General features: G+C 42.0%; 14 protein-coding genes. 7 read left to right on the top strand and 7 right to left on the bottom strand.

Going from position 1 to position 15,157, the window contains the following annotated elements; translation table 11 throughout:
- Nucleotides 1–8 precede the first annotated feature (8 nt).
- The gene (locus LZZ98_RS07040) at nucleotides 9–446 is read left to right on the top strand and encodes an acyl-CoA thioesterase (protein ID WP_237787227.1); all 438 of its coding nucleotides are present in this window, start codon (nucleotides 9–11) and stop codon (nucleotides 444–446) included.
- A gap of 2 nt (nucleotides 447–448) precedes the next feature.
- On the opposite strand, the gene dnaX is transcribed toward LZZ98_RS07040, so the two are convergent.
- From dnaX to LZZ98_RS07015, 5 genes are all read right to left on the bottom strand, one after another.
- Nucleotides 449–2,569: a DNA polymerase III subunit gamma/tau gene (gene dnaX, locus LZZ98_RS07035; protein WP_237787226.1), complete on the bottom strand. Its 2,121-nt coding sequence runs from the start codon at nucleotides 2,567–2,569 to the stop codon at nucleotides 449–451.
- A gap of 134 nt (nucleotides 2,570–2,703) precedes the next feature.
- On the bottom strand, nucleotides 2,704–3,153 hold the full coding sequence (locus tag LZZ98_RS07030) for a copper resistance protein NlpE N-terminal domain-containing protein (protein WP_237787225.1): 450 nt from the start codon (nucleotides 3,151–3,153) through the stop codon (nucleotides 2,704–2,706).
- A 76-nt stretch (nucleotides 3,154–3,229) separates the two neighbouring features.
- Complete coding sequence (locus LZZ98_RS07025; protein WP_237787224.1) at nucleotides 3,230–4,495, bottom strand: serine hydrolase domain-containing protein; 1,266 nt, start codon at nucleotides 4,493–4,495, stop codon at nucleotides 3,230–3,232.
- A 77-nt stretch (nucleotides 4,496–4,572) separates the two neighbouring features.
- Complete coding sequence (locus LZZ98_RS07020; RefSeq protein ID WP_237787223.1) at nucleotides 4,573–5,427, bottom strand: MaoC family dehydratase; 855 nt, start codon at nucleotides 5,425–5,427, stop codon at nucleotides 4,573–4,575.
- Between the two features lie 174 nt (nucleotides 5,428–5,601).
- On the bottom strand, nucleotides 5,602–6,993 hold the full coding sequence (locus LZZ98_RS07015; protein WP_237787222.1) for a 3-oxoacyl-ACP reductase: 1,392 nt from the start codon (nucleotides 6,991–6,993) through the stop codon (nucleotides 5,602–5,604).
- Between the two features lie 240 nt (nucleotides 6,994–7,233).
- On the opposite strand from LZZ98_RS07015, the gene LZZ98_RS07010 reads away from it, so the two are divergent.
- A complete protein-coding gene (locus LZZ98_RS07010; protein ID WP_237787221.1) occupies nucleotides 7,234–8,742 on the top strand; it encodes an acetyl-CoA C-acetyltransferase in 1,509 nt (502 codons plus the stop codon).
- Nucleotides 8,743–8,877: 135 nt separating this feature from the next.
- Nucleotides 8,878–9,429, top strand: a complete 552-nt coding sequence (locus LZZ98_RS07005) for a hypothetical protein (protein ID WP_237787220.1) — start codon at nucleotides 8,878–8,880, stop codon at nucleotides 9,427–9,429.
- 12 nt (nucleotides 9,430–9,441) lie between these two features.
- Here the strand turns inward: LZZ98_RS07005 and LZZ98_RS07000 are convergent, their stop codons facing one another.
- A complete protein-coding gene (locus LZZ98_RS07000; RefSeq protein WP_237787219.1) occupies nucleotides 9,442–10,389 on the bottom strand; it encodes an IS30 family transposase in 948 nt (315 codons plus the stop codon).
- A 115-nt stretch (nucleotides 10,390–10,504) separates the two neighbouring features.
- Nucleotides 10,505–10,960 (bottom strand): AceI family chlorhexidine efflux PACE transporter, encoded by a 456-nt coding sequence (locus LZZ98_RS06995; RefSeq protein WP_237787218.1) that lies wholly within the window; start codon nucleotides 10,958–10,960, stop codon nucleotides 10,505–10,507.
- A gap of 84 nt (nucleotides 10,961–11,044) precedes the next feature.
- On the opposite strand from LZZ98_RS06995, the gene LZZ98_RS06990 reads away from it, so the two are divergent.
- From LZZ98_RS06990 to LZZ98_RS06975, 4 genes are all read left to right on the top strand, one after another.
- Entirely contained in the window at nucleotides 11,045–11,935 is an 891-nt protein-coding gene (locus LZZ98_RS06990) for a LysR family transcriptional regulator (protein ID WP_237787217.1), read from the top strand.
- Between the two features lie 86 nt (nucleotides 11,936–12,021).
- Nucleotides 12,022–13,011, top strand: a complete 990-nt coding sequence (gene tal, locus LZZ98_RS06985; protein WP_237787216.1) for a transaldolase — start codon at nucleotides 12,022–12,024, stop codon at nucleotides 13,009–13,011.
- A gap of 80 nt (nucleotides 13,012–13,091) precedes the next feature.
- A complete protein-coding gene (leuE, locus tag LZZ98_RS06980; RefSeq protein ID WP_237787215.1) occupies nucleotides 13,092–13,742 on the top strand; it encodes a leucine efflux protein LeuE in 651 nt (216 codons plus the stop codon).
- 136 nt (nucleotides 13,743–13,878) lie between these two features.
- Nucleotides 13,879–15,060, top strand: coding sequence for a benzoate/H(+) symporter BenE family transporter (locus LZZ98_RS06975; RefSeq protein WP_237787214.1), 1,182 nt, complete (start codon nucleotides 13,879–13,881; stop codon nucleotides 15,058–15,060).
- Nucleotides 15,061–15,157: the final 97 nt, after the last annotated feature.

The following is a 15,157-nucleotide window of genomic DNA, read 5'->3' as shown; positions in this document are numbered from 1 at the left end:
AAAATTAAATGAAACAAATACCCAAACATCGTGCCGATTTTTCATACTTTTTACCTATTCAAACCCGCTGGTCGGATAACGATATTTATGGTCATGTCAACAATGTGACTTATTACAGTTATTTTGATACCGCTGCCAATGCCCTGCTAATTGAAAAGGCAGACTTTGATATTCGCTATTCTCCAGTCATTGGCTTGGTGGTCGATTCAGCATGCAGCTTTTTTCAGGAACTTTCCTATCCTGAAATTATTGAGGTGGGTGTGGCGATTTCTAAACTGGGTAATTCATCAGTACAATACGATTTAGCAATCTTTAAACAGTTTCATGATGTCGCTGCTGCGCAGGGGCATTTCGTGCATGTGTTTGTAGACCGCCAAACACGAAAAAGCACCCCGATTCCAATTAAAATGCGGGATGCCCTGTATCAATATAGCGTGAATGAATAAACTTATTTGAGCTGGATATTCTGAATTTTACCCTCAAAGTTTTGCAGAAGCTCTTTGACCACAGGTTCTGCATGCAGTAGCTCTGCCGCACGCGCATAGGCTTTTTCTTTACGCTCACTTTGCATGCTATACGGCGTTGTGGTTTCTACATCTGCATAATGAACCTGGAAATGTGTACCCGACCATTCGGTTTTCAATGCCTGCTCCAAGGCATGCTGCAACTGAGTCAACAATGCTTCATATTGTTTTGGAATATGGAAGGTTGAATCACCGTTAATTTGTCCGGTCATTACTCCTTGTTGAGCAAGTTCTTGAACTGCTGGAGATAATTCACTATTACGGAACCAATACTCCCATTTATCCACTGTCCACTCGCCTTCAAGCACTTGAGGCTTTAGTTTTAAAATATCTTGTGGCATCAGTTTCGATGAAGTATCTGTCAAATTGCCTTGTACATCTTGATGTGCCGGAACAGCCGGTTCAGCAGCCAAATCAAATAATGAATCTTGTGCTGTTTGTTCTACAGGTTGCTGAGCTTGCGCCAGAACTTCCGCTGGAGCTTTGACAGGCGTTGTTTCCTCTGTTACTAAAGGTGCTATTTCATCAAACAAGAAATCATCACTACTGCTTTCATCAGCTGTAGTACTCACAGCTTCTGGCTCATCATCAAAGCCAAATAATGCATCATCACTGGATGGATCGAAGACAATTTTTTCCGACTGTGCTTGAGCCGGATTCAATGGAACATTAGAGGTGGTAGATAGAACTTCATCTTCTACCGTGTCCTGTTCCAGGAAATCATCCGAACTTGGTTCATCTACGGAAACAGATTGAACTGCAACTTCATTAAATGGATCGTCATCATATTGAGACTCATGAAAATCGTCATATACAGGTGCTGATTCAATAGGTGTGACCAGTTCTACAGCTACATGTTGCGATGATTGCTGCTGCGGAATTTCGGGTTGAACCGACTGTTGTACTAGTGGCTCATGTTGGGTAACGACTTGTGCTTGTGATACCGGAATTTCATTGGGCTGTAATGGACGGAACGCCAATAAGCGCAATACGCACATTTCAAAGCCCTGCTCTTGCGTCACGGCAAGTTGCAGGTCAGCACGGCCTTTACAGGCCACCTGATAATACAACTGTAAATCTTGTGCTGAAATGCGTTGAGATAACTGCATAATCTTTTGATTGATTTCAGCACTATATTTCAAGCTCAGCTCAGGCAGATACTGCAATAATGCCAGCTCATGCAGGGTCGAAATCAACTGATCCAGAACCAGTGACACATCCAGCGCCTGTTGCCTGAATTGCATCAGCAATTCACTGACACGGGCTTTCTGATTCTGATGAATCGCCAGAATTAAATCATAAATAATGGTGCGGTCAATCAGGCCCAGCATCTCTTTGACATCTTGATGCTGGATTGCACCCTGACCATAAGCAATCGCCTGATCAGTTAAAGACAATGCATCACGCAGTGAACCTTGGGCAGATTCGGCAATTTGCCAGATCGCATCCTGTTCTGCCTGAATCTGTTCTTTTTGCAGAATATCCGTCAAATGTGTAGTAATTTCATCCACAGCAAGCGGACGCAAGGTAAATTGCAGGCAGCGTGAAATAACGGTAATCGGTAATTTTTGTGGATCGGTTGTAGCAAAAAGGAATTTTACATGCTCAGGGGGTTCTTCAAGTGTTTTGAGTAGCGCATTAAAGGAATGCGTCGATAGCATATGCACTTCATCGATCAGATAAACCTTAAAACGACCTTGAGTAGGTGCATAGGGAACATTATCTAACAATTCACGTGTATCTTCTACTTTAGTACGTGATGCCGCATCAATTTCGATTAAATCGATAAAACGGCCTTCATTCACCGCCTTACAGGTTGCACAGACTTCGCAAGGCGTTGAGGTCACGCCAGTTTCACAGTTCAGACATTTCGCCAAAATACGGGCAATGGTGGTTTTACCTACCCCGCGCGTCCCGGTAAACAAATACGCATGATGTAACCGACCACGTTCCAAGGCACTCGTCAGTGCACGTGACACATGGTTTTGCCCCACCAATTCATTGAAATTACGTGGACGGTATTTTCGTGCAAGTACTTGATACATGTATGCTCCTTTTTACAGGTCTAAGCATACTGTTTTTTTATAAAATAGTGAAATAAATGGCGGAGGCATGAACAATAAAAATCCTGTATTCCACCGAAACGAAGACGAAATTTCTATTTATACATTCATTAAAATTAGCTCAGTTTTCCCAAAAGAAAATCACTTTGCATCTGGTAGCTTTTACCGCTTTGATCTTCACGAATTTCAAGGACTTTTTCATCTAAATTCACATAGAGTAAATTACGCGTTGCCACATTGATCAGCTCAATTCTTTGCTTTGATTCATCTGTAAAACGTAGCTTACCCTTAAAGGTTTCGACTTCATTATGACCACTTAAACTTTCACGGGTTAAGGTATAGGTTTGATCCTCATGCAATGCTAAAGTCACAGCCATGCCCGGACAATCATCACAACGTGAAAGACAGCCCATGCACGGCGTTGTACCCTCATATTCTCCTGCCCACGCTGCCAGTTGCTTTTGCGATTCTATAGATGCCTTGCCTTGCGTATCCGATTGATTGGCATCCTGACATCCCAATAACGCAGCACTTGCCAGCAAAGGAATTAACACCACATTTTTCATAAAACATCAACAGCAGCTAAAATCGCAGGCAAAGTAGCATATTTTCCCGTTATTTTCCTCAGCAACATGTTGCAAATTAAAACCAGCCCTTACGCCCTGCCAAGACCCGATCCGCGCAGCGTAGCGTCTCCTGGGTCAAGCCCCAAAGCCGGTAATCGCCAGTGATGGAAGTGGTGGCAAAGTTATGGGTATAAGCGAAACTTAAACCCCTTTCAGGGTCACACCATGCGCCAGAGCCATTAAAGCCCATATGCCCAAACCCTGAGGATGATTTGCCTAAAGTTAAAATCCGGTGATACCCCAAACGCCAGTGCATGGGCAACGGCATAATCCGGTCACGCCGGGTATACTGAATTTGACTTAATTGCTTAAAGATTTCAGGGCGTATCAACTGCTGCCCTTGCCACTTCCCACCCTTGGCGAGCATGGCATAAATTCGAGCCAGGCTATTGGCACTAAACACCCCTGTTGCCGCAGGAATGCTGGCCTGTAGTCCTGCATCACTAAAAAAGCTGAAATTTTTCATTCCTTTTGGAATCATCGCATCCTGAAAGTCTTGAGGTTCTTGGCCGGATAACTCCAATAATTTATCGAATGGGGATGCTTTGCGTGCCTGTGCAACTTTTACTTTAGGCTTGGGATTTTGAAATTCATTTTTTGAAATTTTTTGCTGAGGAATAATCCGGGCAACTTCAGCCAGTTTTTCCTTCGGTACGCCAAAATAGGCAGCATCTAATTGTAATGGTACAACCAAATATTGTTGCATCAGTTCTGTCAGTGTTTTACCGGTGGCTTTTTCCAATAACCCGCCCACTTGCCAGCCAAAGGTTAAGGGCTGGTATGCTGCATCTGTAGCCACTGCAAAACGTGGTTTGGCCTGTGCCATAACAGCAAGCATATGTGGCCAGTCTGCCATTTCCGAGGCATCAGCAATAAGATTGCGAATATCATATAAACCGCTTTGATGACTCAACATATGCCTTAAGGTAATTTTATCTTTACCCTGTTGGGCAAATTCAGGCCAATACTGTGTAACAGGTATGTCATAATCAAGAAAACCTTCGCTCACTAAAACATGTGCTAAGGTAGATAAAACCCCTTTCCCAGTGGAATAGCATAAAGATAGGGTATCTGCCTGCCAGCTTTCAGTTTCAGACTTTTTCCCGGTCCAGATATCAACGACTTTTTGACCCTGAAAATAAATCACCAGAGCTGCACCACCTAAATTCGTCCGTGCATCCTGCATCCGGCTGAACTGTCTGGCAAGGTCTATAAATCTTTCATCGACATGACCTTGATAATTCGCAGTATTCGCAAAAAGATAATCTTTTAGTTGCTGCATCATTCCATCCCTAGAACTCTATTTTCCATGAGCTTAAAACAAAAAAGCCTAAATCGACAGTGACTTAGGCTTTGGTCTTAAAGTGCTTTCACACTTCCCGTAACATGCGGCTTTTTGTTTTTACTGCTTCGAATGACGAACTCGGTATCTTTTCCTTCCTGAGCGGTCAAGAACTCCACTTTCGAAGGGAGATACATTGGCAGTTTAAACCAGACATCAGCTTCATAAGCATCTGGCAAAGTTAAGCTGGCAAGAGCTTTCGCTTTACTCCACATGCCATGCGCAATTGCCTGTTTAAAACCGAATGCTTTTGCCGTGATGGCATGGATATGAATCAGGTTAAAGTCACCTGAAGTTAAAGCATAACGACGGCCGGTATTTTCAGACACATTCCATTCTGCATTCAATTCATAAGCAGGTGTTTTGTTTTCCACCAGTTTAGGCTTAGCTTTAGCATCAGTTTTTTGGCGAGCTAAATAGGTGGTGGTTCCTTGCATCACCACTTCATTGCCAACTTTCACCGTGGTCATAAAGTCAAACTGCACGCCCTTGTCATGTGGTTGCACCTCACCAAACTTGCAGGACAATGTTAATGCTTCATTGGTGCCCACTTTGCGGCTTTGTTTAATCTGGTTGCGAATATGCACCAAGCCCAAAATTGCAAATGGGAAAGTCTCTGTGGTCATCATGTGCATCTGTAGGCTTTGCGACAGCACCGCCAAATAAATGGCAGGAATATAACCATTATTTTTGAAGCCGCATACTTCATTGTAAGCTTTAAGATGCTTTTGATCGACCTTAAATGAATCCACCACATATTCAACTTGCGGCAGCACTTTTTCACCTTTAGGCTTTTTAAAAATCAAGCCTTGAATCACTTTCGGATAGGCTAAATAAGGTTTTGGAAGTTGACTAAAATGGCGAGTATTCATACTGAACCTTTGAGAAGTTTTATCATTATCAAGTTCCCTCTCTTCTTAGGAGAAGGTTAGGGAGAGGTATAAAATATAATCTATCCCAAATCAACTAATCCCTCCCAACCTCCCTTTATGAAAGGGAGGAGAAGTCCCCCTCTTTTTTAAAGGGGAATTTAGGGGGATTCAAGTTTAAGCCCCTAGCAAGCTTTGACCACACACACGAACGACATTACCATTTAAACCTGTAGACGCTGAAGATGCAAATAATGCAATTGTTTCAGCAACATCAACCGGTAGACCGCCTTGACTCATTGAGTTCATACGGCGACCTGCCTCACGAATGGCAAATGGAATCGCAGCTGTCATTTGAGTTTCAATGAAGCCCGGTGCAACCGCATTAATGGTTACGCCATTTTTCAAAATAGGTGCCGTAAATTTCACTACACCAATCACGCCTGCTTTAGAAGCAGCATAGTTGGTTTGCCCTAAATTACCCGCAATACCTGAAATTGATGATACGCAAACAATACGGCCATTGGCATTGAGACCTTCATTTTCAAGCAAGTAATCGTTTACACGTTCAATTGCAGACAAGTTAATGTTGATCACCAAATCCCAAAGCTCAGGCTTCATATTGGCCAAAGTTTTATCACGGGTAATCCCTGCGTTATGCACAATAATATCCAGACCGCCTTGAGCAGCTGCAGCAGCCTTAATTTTTTCACCGGCATCCGCAGCAGTGATGTCAATTGCTAAAGTTGAACCGCCAATTTCTCCCGCAACACGGTCTAGATCAGCTTGCTGTTGAGGAACATCCAGGCAGATCACATGCGCGCCATCACGTGAAAGTACGTGAGCAATCGCTTCACCAATACCACGGCTTGCACCAGTTACCACGGCAGTTTTGCCAGCAAGCGGTTTAGCCCAGTCTACATCTACCACATCTGCCTTAGAAACGCGGATGACTTGACCAGACACATAAGCAGAACGCGGAGATACTGAAAAACGCACTGTAGATTCAAGGTTGGCTTCAGCGCCTTCATCGACATAAACCAGTTGTGCTGCAATACCTTTCTTGAATTCTTTACCCACAGATTTCACAAAACCTTCAAGCGCACGTTGAGCAATGGCCTGTTTTACCGTTTTTGCAGTTTCAGGGGTAATACCGACAACAACAACACGGCCTGAAGCCTGAATTTGACGCGCAATCGGGTTAAAGAAGTTATACAATTCTTTCAACTGTTCTGAGTTTTGAATACCCGAAGCATCAAAAATGACTGCCTTAAATTTTGACTCTTTGTCGCCTTCATTGAATGCACTCAGGTTTAAACCAACCTTTGCAGCAGCCTGTTGCAGTTCTGCATTGTTACCCGCATAGCCATTGGCATGAATGTTGGCCAAAACCTGTGCAATTGCACCAGATAATGTACTTGATGATGCAGCACCAAATAACACCGCACCTTTCACTACAGGTGAAGCTGACTCAAAACGCTCTAAAGAAGTTGGGGACGGCAAACCTAAATTTTTGATGACAAATTTACCAATAGGAGATTTAGCAAAGGTTTGGTATTGATCAGTCATGTTTATTATCTCTCATACAAATTAATTTTTGATGGTTTTGAAAATATCTTTTTAACTTCAATATGATGTCAGGCACTTATATTTCAATACATCCATCAGTTTACATAGAATCATACTTGAGTTAAATCATGGATGTCTTGACCTGAATGTTTTGCCTAATGTCATTTTAGTCAATTTAGCTGTTTTTAGATTATGTTAATGTACACGCCAAGAATACTGTAAAATGCTTGGAAAAGCCTGATGAGCAAAACAACTCAAGAAAATCCGGCAGTCGAAAATTCTGCTACGGAAACTGTGTCAAAACCATCAAAAAGTACTGCGCGCACAACTAAAACTTCTGGCACGGCAGCAAATGCTGCGCCTAAAACAACCCGTACCCGTTCTACATCGGCACGTAGTAAAACTACAGCTTCAACGACAACAACACCCGAATCTACACCTCAAACGTCTGTTCAACAGGATAATACCATGAGCCAAAACACAGTTCGCCGCGTTGCAATTATCGGTGGTAACCGCATTCCTTTTGCCCGTTCAAACGGTGCTTACTTTACTGCTTCTAACAGCGACATGTTTACTGCAGCATTAAATGGTCTGATTGAGCGTTTTAATTTGCAAGGTCAACGTTTAGGCGAAGTCGTTGCCGGCGCGGTTTTAAAACACAGCCGTGACTTTAACATGACCCGTGAGTGCGTATTAAATACTGAACTTGCTCCAGAAACACCTGCTTACGATATTCAGCAAGCCTGTGGTACGGGCTTACAAGCAGCATTCCTGATTGCCAACAAAATTGCACTGGGTCAAATTGAAGTAGGTATTGCGGGTGGTGTAGATACGACTTCTGATGCGCCAATCGCATTCGGTGATGGTTTACGTAAAGCTTTGCTTGAACTGAACATTGCGAAAACCGCGAAAGACCGTTTAAAAGCATTAACCAAAATTAATATTAAAGACTTGATGGATGCCCCTAAAAACGGTGAGCCACGCACCGGTCTTTCTATGGGTGACCATCAGGCGATTACTGCACTTGAATGGGGCATCTCTCGTGAAGCACAGGACGAACTTGCAGCGTCATCTCACCAAAAAATGGCGGCTGCATATGAAGAGGGTTTCTTCGATGACCTGATCACGCCATTCCTCGGTTTAGAACGTGACAATAACTTACGTGCAGATTCTTCTGTAGAAAAACTTGCAAAACTTAAACCTGCATTTGGTAAAGGTGATGCACGTACCATGACTGCGGGTAACTCGACTCCACTGACTGATGGTGCATCTTGTGTATTGTTAGCTTCTGAAGAATGGGCTAAAGCCAATGGTCACGAAATTTTAGCTTACTTAACCTTCCAGGAAACTGCAGCAGTTGACTTTGTAGAGAAAAAAGAAGGCTTGTTGATGGCACCTGCTTATGCAATTCCACGTATGCTTGAACGTGCTGGACTTAAACTTCAAGATTTCGACTACTATGAAATTCACGAAGCATTCGCATCACAAGTTCTTTCTACATTGAAAGCTTGGGAAGATCCTAAATTCTGTAAAGAGCGTTTAGGCTTAGATGCTCCATTGGGTTCAATTGACCGTAGCAAATTGAACATTAAAGGTTCATCGCTTGCAGCAGGTCACCCATTTGCAGCTACTGGCGGTCGTCTTATTGCTACTGCAGCAAAATTGCTTAACCAGAAAGGTTCAGGCCGTGTTCTAGTTTCGATCTGTGCTGCTGGTGGTCAAGGTGTAACAGCAATTATTGAAAAATAATCGCTTAGCGTGATTTTAAAAAGCACCTCAAAAAGGTGCTTTTTTTATTTCAATCAAGCCATCACTTTAACTCTTTTATTTTCTCAACCACTATCTTGATATATGCTTTGAGCAAATTAAAAAATTGTATACATCATGAAAAAGAATTCGGTATTTCTATACTATTTAGATGCGACCGCACCCTTTTATTATTTTTATCTCGTACCACTGACCATTGCACTGCTTATTGTCAGTTTTGATTTTTCATTTCAAGGTATCTTTCCAACAACCATAGCCTCGACACTTTCGAGTCAGCACAAATTACTCAATGACTTCTTTGCGATTTGTAATTTTTTCGTGATCGGACTGATCTTATTCAATTACTTTCGACTCCCACTAAAACCCATACATATCCAGCAGATTCGTCAGCATCACGCCACATTAACCACACAACAACAATCCATATATGGCTGGCTCGGAGTGTTATTTTTCTGCTTTATCTTAGTTTTTATCAACTTCACCTGGTTTTTAATTGACGATGAAATGCCAACTGCCGAGGAGCGTTGGCGTAAAGGTGATACTGTGACCTATTTACGTGGTTTCACCCACCCTTATATTTCAGCTTTTGCAATAAGTTTTCAATATGCTATCACTGTATTTATTACTTTAATGCTCACCAACATTTTCAATACTCGAAAATACGTATAATTTTTTAGAATCTTAGATTAGCATTTGAAGTGCAACACCATGTTCTTGGAATAATACCTGACTCGGACTTTTAAATCCGAGTCTTTTTCTTGGGCGATGATTGAGTCGGTGAGTAATCTCGGTAATATAGTCGTCTGAATAGTCCCTTAAATCACTTCCTTTTCTAATATATTGCCTGATCAAACCATTGGTATTCTCATTCGTCCCTCTCTGCCATGCACTGTAAGGATCGGCAAAGTAGAATTCTAATCCTAACTCAGCATCGATTTGTTCATGCAAGCTAAACTCTTTACCATTATCAGCAGTGATCGACTGTAATTTCTCTTTGACTGGATCTAGCAAGTGAACCGTTGCTTCACCCACCTCCTGACTTTTACGGGTGCTACACTTCTTTAACCATAAGTAGCCGGTTTTTCTATCGACGATTGAAACCAGAGACTGATGATGATTCTTGCCGACAATCGTATCTATTTCTAAATCGCCAAAACGTGACCGCTCTTCAATGATCTTCGGTCTGTCATGAATACTTTTACGGTTATTGAGTTTCCCACGCTTTTCTGGATGTCCATACTTTCTTTTACGTTGGTTTCTAAAACGTAAATGCAAATACAGGTCACCTCCTTTTATTTTATCCTGTTGGATATAACGGTAGATCGAATGCATGCTGACAGCAACTTGAGAAGCGATCTGTTCAGGACTCCATTGCAAAGCAAGATAGCTTTCAACCTGTTTCCATACAGTGGAATTTATGGTTCTATAATTCGAAATATGGCGTGTTTTAGCCAGTTTGTAAGCATGCTTGGCAAAGTAGCCATTTCTATTTCGATTGCGTTTGATCTCCCTGGAAATCGTAGAGGGAGCACGAGTCAATCTGCTGGCAATATGACGTGTGGAAAAACCTTCACGTAATAAAGCATAAATCTGATATCTTTCTTCTTGAGTGAGATGAGAATAGTTCATTGTACAACTTTGACTTTGGTCGGTCTGGAAGCAAAATGCTATCTCATCTTGCTTCCTCGCTAAATTAATCTCTGGTGCACTTCATCTGAGAATCTAAGAACATAAAAAACCACGCTTAATGTATGGTTTTTATTTCGGTATTTGAATACTGTGCTAAAGGTCCAAGTCCTAACTTTGCTTCGGCATGGTCATAACACCATTGAAAAATAAAGGTGTACACCAAAATACACAGGGTCATACTGAGATCAGTCAAAATCGCCTGCCAGATTGGCATCTCCAAAGCATAAGCCACCATGGGAATGGTCGCCAGCATCAAACCACCTTCAAAGCCAATTGCGTGCAAAATACGCACACCGACCGTTCTTTTCAGTTTGCGTTTGGCTTCAAACTTTTCAAAAAAATGATTGAAAGTCATATTCCAAATCACTGAAGTCACAGCCATAGCGATACCTAGCGTACCCGTCACTTGCATAGGCATTGCAAAAATAAAGCTTAACGCAATCGCAATGATCACCAGCAGGATGATTTCATAAGTCAGCGCATGAATCATCCTTCTTTTGGAAATCAACATTTTAAAACTCTTTCACTTGGATGAAGGTATTTTATTTTGATAATATTGATTAATCGAATTAGATTCTTTCAAAAGTTTTGATAGATGAATATTAACCAAGAACAACTGATCATTTTTAAAACCGTGATTGAAAGCGGCTCTTTTTCTGCTGCAGCCAGAAAGCTGGGTAAAGTGCCTTCAGCAGTCAGCATGTCGATTGCCAATCTGGAAATTGACCTCAATTTATCCCTCTTCACCCGTATTGGCCGTGAGCCTGTTCCAACACCCCAAGCACTGACCTTGTATGAAAAAACCGAACAGCTCTTAATTGAAATTAACCAGTGGAAACAGCAGGCTTTTGCCCTGAGTCAAGGTCTGGAATCTGCTTTAAATATTGTGGTGGTCTCTGAACTGTTGCACACAAAATGGATTGACTATATTTCATTGCTGGAAAAACAGTTTCCTGAACTGCAAATCAATATTTTTTCAGCACCGCAAGAAGATGCTTTAAAAATGCTGCTCAATCAGACGGCGCAATTGGCATTGATGTTTGAACGTGAACAGCTGGAAGCGCGCGAACAGTTTGTTGAACTTAAATGTGAGGCCTTGGTGCCTGTCGCAGCGATCAACTCCCCATTAGCCACATTTGAGCAGGTGAGCTATGAGCAAATTCTGCAAAGCCGGCAAATTGTGGTGGCAAGTCGTGACCGCAGCATTAAACCGGAATTGCTGTTTTCAAAAACCTACTGGCGCACAGATAACCATCTATCGGCCTGTACCATGATTCAGCAAGGCCTGGGATGGGGTGTTTTACCTTTAGAAATGTTGAATCAGAATCCTCATATTCAACAACAACTTAAAATACTTAACTTTCTGGATTTCAGTCCTAAATTTGAATATTTTGTCGATCTGGTCTGGAGTCGTGAAAGCCAACTGGGGGCAGCTGCTCATTTTTTGATTAATCACATCCGAAATTCGAGAAAAAACACAAAATAGACAGGGCTTATACGCGCTTTTTACTTTGGATAAAAGCAGATTGTGATATAACAAATATGGGAAATAACTTTAAGAACTAGACGACAATGACTCAATCAGCCTTAAATCAATTAAAAAACTTAACCACCATTGTTGCCGACAGTAGTGATCTTTCCGCGATCGAAAAATTTCGCCCACTTGATGCAACAACCAATCCTTCACTGATTACAGCCGCAGCCAATCAAGCCGAAAATAAGGAACTGATTGAAGCTGCCTTTGAACAGGCAAAATCAGAAGGATATAGCGGCGATCTTTTGATTGAGCGTACCATCGATATACTCACGGTCAAGTTTGGTGTGGAAATTTTAAAACTGATTCAAGGACGAGTTTCTACCGAAGTGGATGCAGCGCTTTCTTATGATACTGAAGCCACTATTGCCAAAGCCAAAGAACTGCTGGATTTATATAAGACTTATGGTATTGATCAAAACCGTATCCTGATTAAAATTGCTTCTACCTGGGAAGGCATTCAGGCAGCTAAAGTATTAGAAGCGGAAGGTATTCATTGTAACCTGACCCTGCTCTTCGGTTTGCATCAGGCTCAGGCCTGTGCTGATGCCAACGTCACCCTCATTTCACCATTTGTCGGCCGTATTCTGGACTGGTTCAAAAAAGCAGAAAATGTCGACCATTATCCAGTTGAAAAAGATCCGGGGGTACTTTCGGTCAAACAGATTTATCATTTCTACAAACAGAACTGCATCAAAACAGAAATAATGGGCGCAAGTTTCCGCAGTATCGATCAGGTCCTTGGACTGGCTGGTTGTGACCTGCTCACTGTTTCTCCAAACCTTTTGGCAGAACTGGAACAGGATCAGCGTGAAGTGGTCGCTCAGCTTTCAAACAACCATGCTCAAGCACATTATCAGCATCAGGTCGAGCCTTTAACTAAAGAAGCCTTTAAAGCTCAGATTGAACACGACTTAATGGCTTCGCAGCTTTTACAAAGCGGAATTGACGGATTTATTAAAGCACGTGACCAGTTAAGTACTTTATTGCGCCAGTCTTTTGGCTTAGATGCTGAAATTAAAGCTTAATTGACTCAAATCTCCCCCATAAAAAAAGCCGATTTTGTTATAGTGAACAGATCGGCTTTTTTATGATTTGAGAGTATATTTTGTTCGGCATAACCGATCTCAGCACCTATATTATTGGTACCACCTTAATCGTATTATTACCCGGTCCAAATTCGCTCTATGTGATGTCCATCGCTTCGCGCTTCGGGATAAAAGCCGGTTATAAAAGTGCTTTCGGTGTCTATACCGGCGACCTGATTTTAATTCTACTGACGGCATTGGGTGCAGCCTCATTACTACATGCTTTTCCCTGGTTGTTTACCTTACTGAAAATTATTGGTGCAATTTACTTAAGTTATTTAGGTATAAAATTACTGATAGCAGCCTATCACAGCTGGAATGCCCTGCCTTCAAGTGCTCAAATAACCACAATAGAAAAAAATATTGAACAGTTGCATCCGTTTAAAACTGCATTAACCATCAGTATTTTAAACCCCAAAGCCATTTTGTTTTATTTGTCCTTTTTTGTGCAGTTTGTCGATCCGACCTATCCCTATCCGGCGATTACCTTTACTGCACTTGCAGTGGTGTTACAGATCATTAGCATGAGTTATTTAACCATTCTGATTTTTTCTGGGGCAAAACTCGCGTCTTATTTTACTGCCCGTTATAAAGTGACGGCTGCATGTGTAGCAACTGTAGGACTGTTATTTTGTGGTTTTGGAATTAAACTTGCGACTTCCACCTTGTAGCTTTTAGGCTGAGTGAAGCAAGCTAAACCTGTAAATACCCTATAAATTATAACTATACTGTCTTTCCGCTTAAAAATTAAAGGCGTATCATTGCTACGCTTTTCAATCATTATAAGATGCACATTGCAAAGGATGTATGCAAAAATTTCTCCATGACTTTTCTGTCCCTGCTGTTTTTGCCGGATTTATTACTTTTCTAGTTGGAATCAGTGTTTCATCGATATTGGTGATTCAATCGGCTCAATTACTGGGTGCATCTACAGCTCAAATCACGTCCTGGTTTTGGGCATTAGGCTTAGGGATTGGGCTGTCAGGTTTAATTTTATCCTGGAAATTTAAATATCCGGTTGCCACCTCATGGTCTACTGCTGGACTGGCGCTTATTTTAGCTACCGGCAGCGGTTATAGTTTGCATGAAGCCATCGGTGCATTTCTGGTTTGCGGTTTACTCAGCGCTATCTTAGGTTTTTCGGGTATTTTTCAGAGAGTGTTATCCTATATTCCCCAAAGCTTAACCAGTGCCATGCTGGCAGGTGTACTGCTTAAATTTGGTATCGCGCTTTTTGCCAGCATGCAAAATGATTGGGGATTCATCCTTTCATTATTAAGCGTCTACATTCTATCGAAACGCCTGTCGCCGCGTTATAGCATCGTGATTACGGTGATTGCCGGACTGCTGCTGTGCCCCATGTTTATGCAGTTCCATCCAGCAAATATTCAACTTAGTTTAGCCCAACCGCTATGGGTGACCCCTGAATTTAGCTGGTCAGCTTTTCTCGGCTTAGCCCTGCCTTTATTTGTCATTAATATGGCATCGCAATATTTACCCGGTCTTGCCATGATCAAGAGCTATGGCTATGAGCCGAATATCAACCAGCTGATTGGCTGGACAGGTACGGCGCAAAGTATTTTGGCACCATTTGGATGTTTTAGCGTAAATATTGCCGCCATCAGTGCTGCAATCAGCCTGGATGATCAGGCACATCCTGACAGTAAAAAGCGTTATATTGCCGGAATGAGCTGTGGATTTTTTTATATCCTGATGGGTTTGTTTGCGGCAACGCTGACCAGCCTTTTGATGTCATTCCCTAGCGTGTTTATTACCGCACTCGCAGGCATTGCCTTGTTAGGTACCATTGGACACAACATTGCGCTTGCTTTTCATCAGCCGGCTGAACGTGAAGCAGCATTATTGACCTTTTTATTCAGTGCTTCAGGGGTACAGTTTTTCGGCATTGGTTCAGCCTTCTGGGGCTTAGTCTTTGGTTTTGCCGTATCCAGCATACTGAAATTTAAAACAGCGCAATCCAGTAAATAAGCCCTCCCTGTTATTGGTATCCAGCCTGAAAATATGAATACTCAGGCTTATGCTATGTTCTTTATATGCAGCATGATTATGATTTTTTAAATCTATC

The organism is Acinetobacter sp. SM34 (assembly GCF_022012365.1).
Taxonomy (GTDB): Bacteria; Pseudomonadota; Gammaproteobacteria; order Pseudomonadales; family Moraxellaceae; genus Acinetobacter.
This window is presented reverse-complemented; position numbering and strand designations above follow the sequence as displayed.

What these genes read in the sequence shown, in the direction of transcription:
- LZZ98_RS07040 (WP_237787227.1), top strand. Translation starts at nt 9, where the DNA reads ATGAAACAAATACCCAAACATCGTGCCGATTTTTCATACTTTTTACCT.
- LZZ98_RS06995 (WP_237787218.1), bottom strand. Translation starts at nt 10,960, where the DNA reads ATGTTGATTTCCAAAAGAAGGATGATTCATGCGCTGACTTATGAAATC.
- LZZ98_RS07000 (WP_237787219.1), bottom strand. Translation starts at nt 10,389, where the DNA reads ATGAACTATTCTCATCTCACTCAAGAAGAAAGATATCAGATTTATGCT.
- LZZ98_RS07010 (WP_237787221.1), top strand. Translation starts at nt 7,234, where the DNA reads ATGAGCAAAACAACTCAAGAAAATCCGGCAGTCGAAAATTCTGCTACG.
- LZZ98_RS07025 (WP_237787224.1), bottom strand. Translation starts at nt 4,495, where the DNA reads ATGCAGCAACTAAAAGATTATCTTTTTGCGAATACTGCGAATTATCAA.
- LZZ98_RS07020 (WP_237787223.1), bottom strand. Translation starts at nt 5,427, where the DNA reads ATGAATACTCGCCATTTTAGTCAACTTCCAAAACCTTATTTAGCCTAT.
- LZZ98_RS07015 (WP_237787222.1), bottom strand. Translation starts at nt 6,993, where the DNA reads ATGACTGATCAATACCAAACCTTTGCTAAATCTCCTATTGGTAAATTT.
- LZZ98_RS07030 (WP_237787225.1), bottom strand. Translation starts at nt 3,153, where the DNA reads ATGAAAAATGTGGTGTTAATTCCTTTGCTGGCAAGTGCTGCGTTATTG.
- tal (WP_237787216.1), top strand. Translation starts at nt 12,022, where the DNA reads ATGACTCAATCAGCCTTAAATCAATTAAAAAACTTAACCACCATTGTT.
- LZZ98_RS06990 (WP_237787217.1), top strand. Translation starts at nt 11,045, where the DNA reads ATGAATATTAACCAAGAACAACTGATCATTTTTAAAACCGTGATTGAA.
- LZZ98_RS07005 (WP_237787220.1), top strand. Translation starts at nt 8,878, where the DNA reads ATGAAAAAGAATTCGGTATTTCTATACTATTTAGATGCGACCGCACCC.
- LZZ98_RS06975 (WP_237787214.1), top strand. Translation starts at nt 13,879, where the DNA reads ATGCAAAAATTTCTCCATGACTTTTCTGTCCCTGCTGTTTTTGCCGGA.
- dnaX (WP_237787226.1), bottom strand. Translation starts at nt 2,569, where the DNA reads ATGTATCAAGTACTTGCACGAAAATACCGTCCACGTAATTTCAATGAA.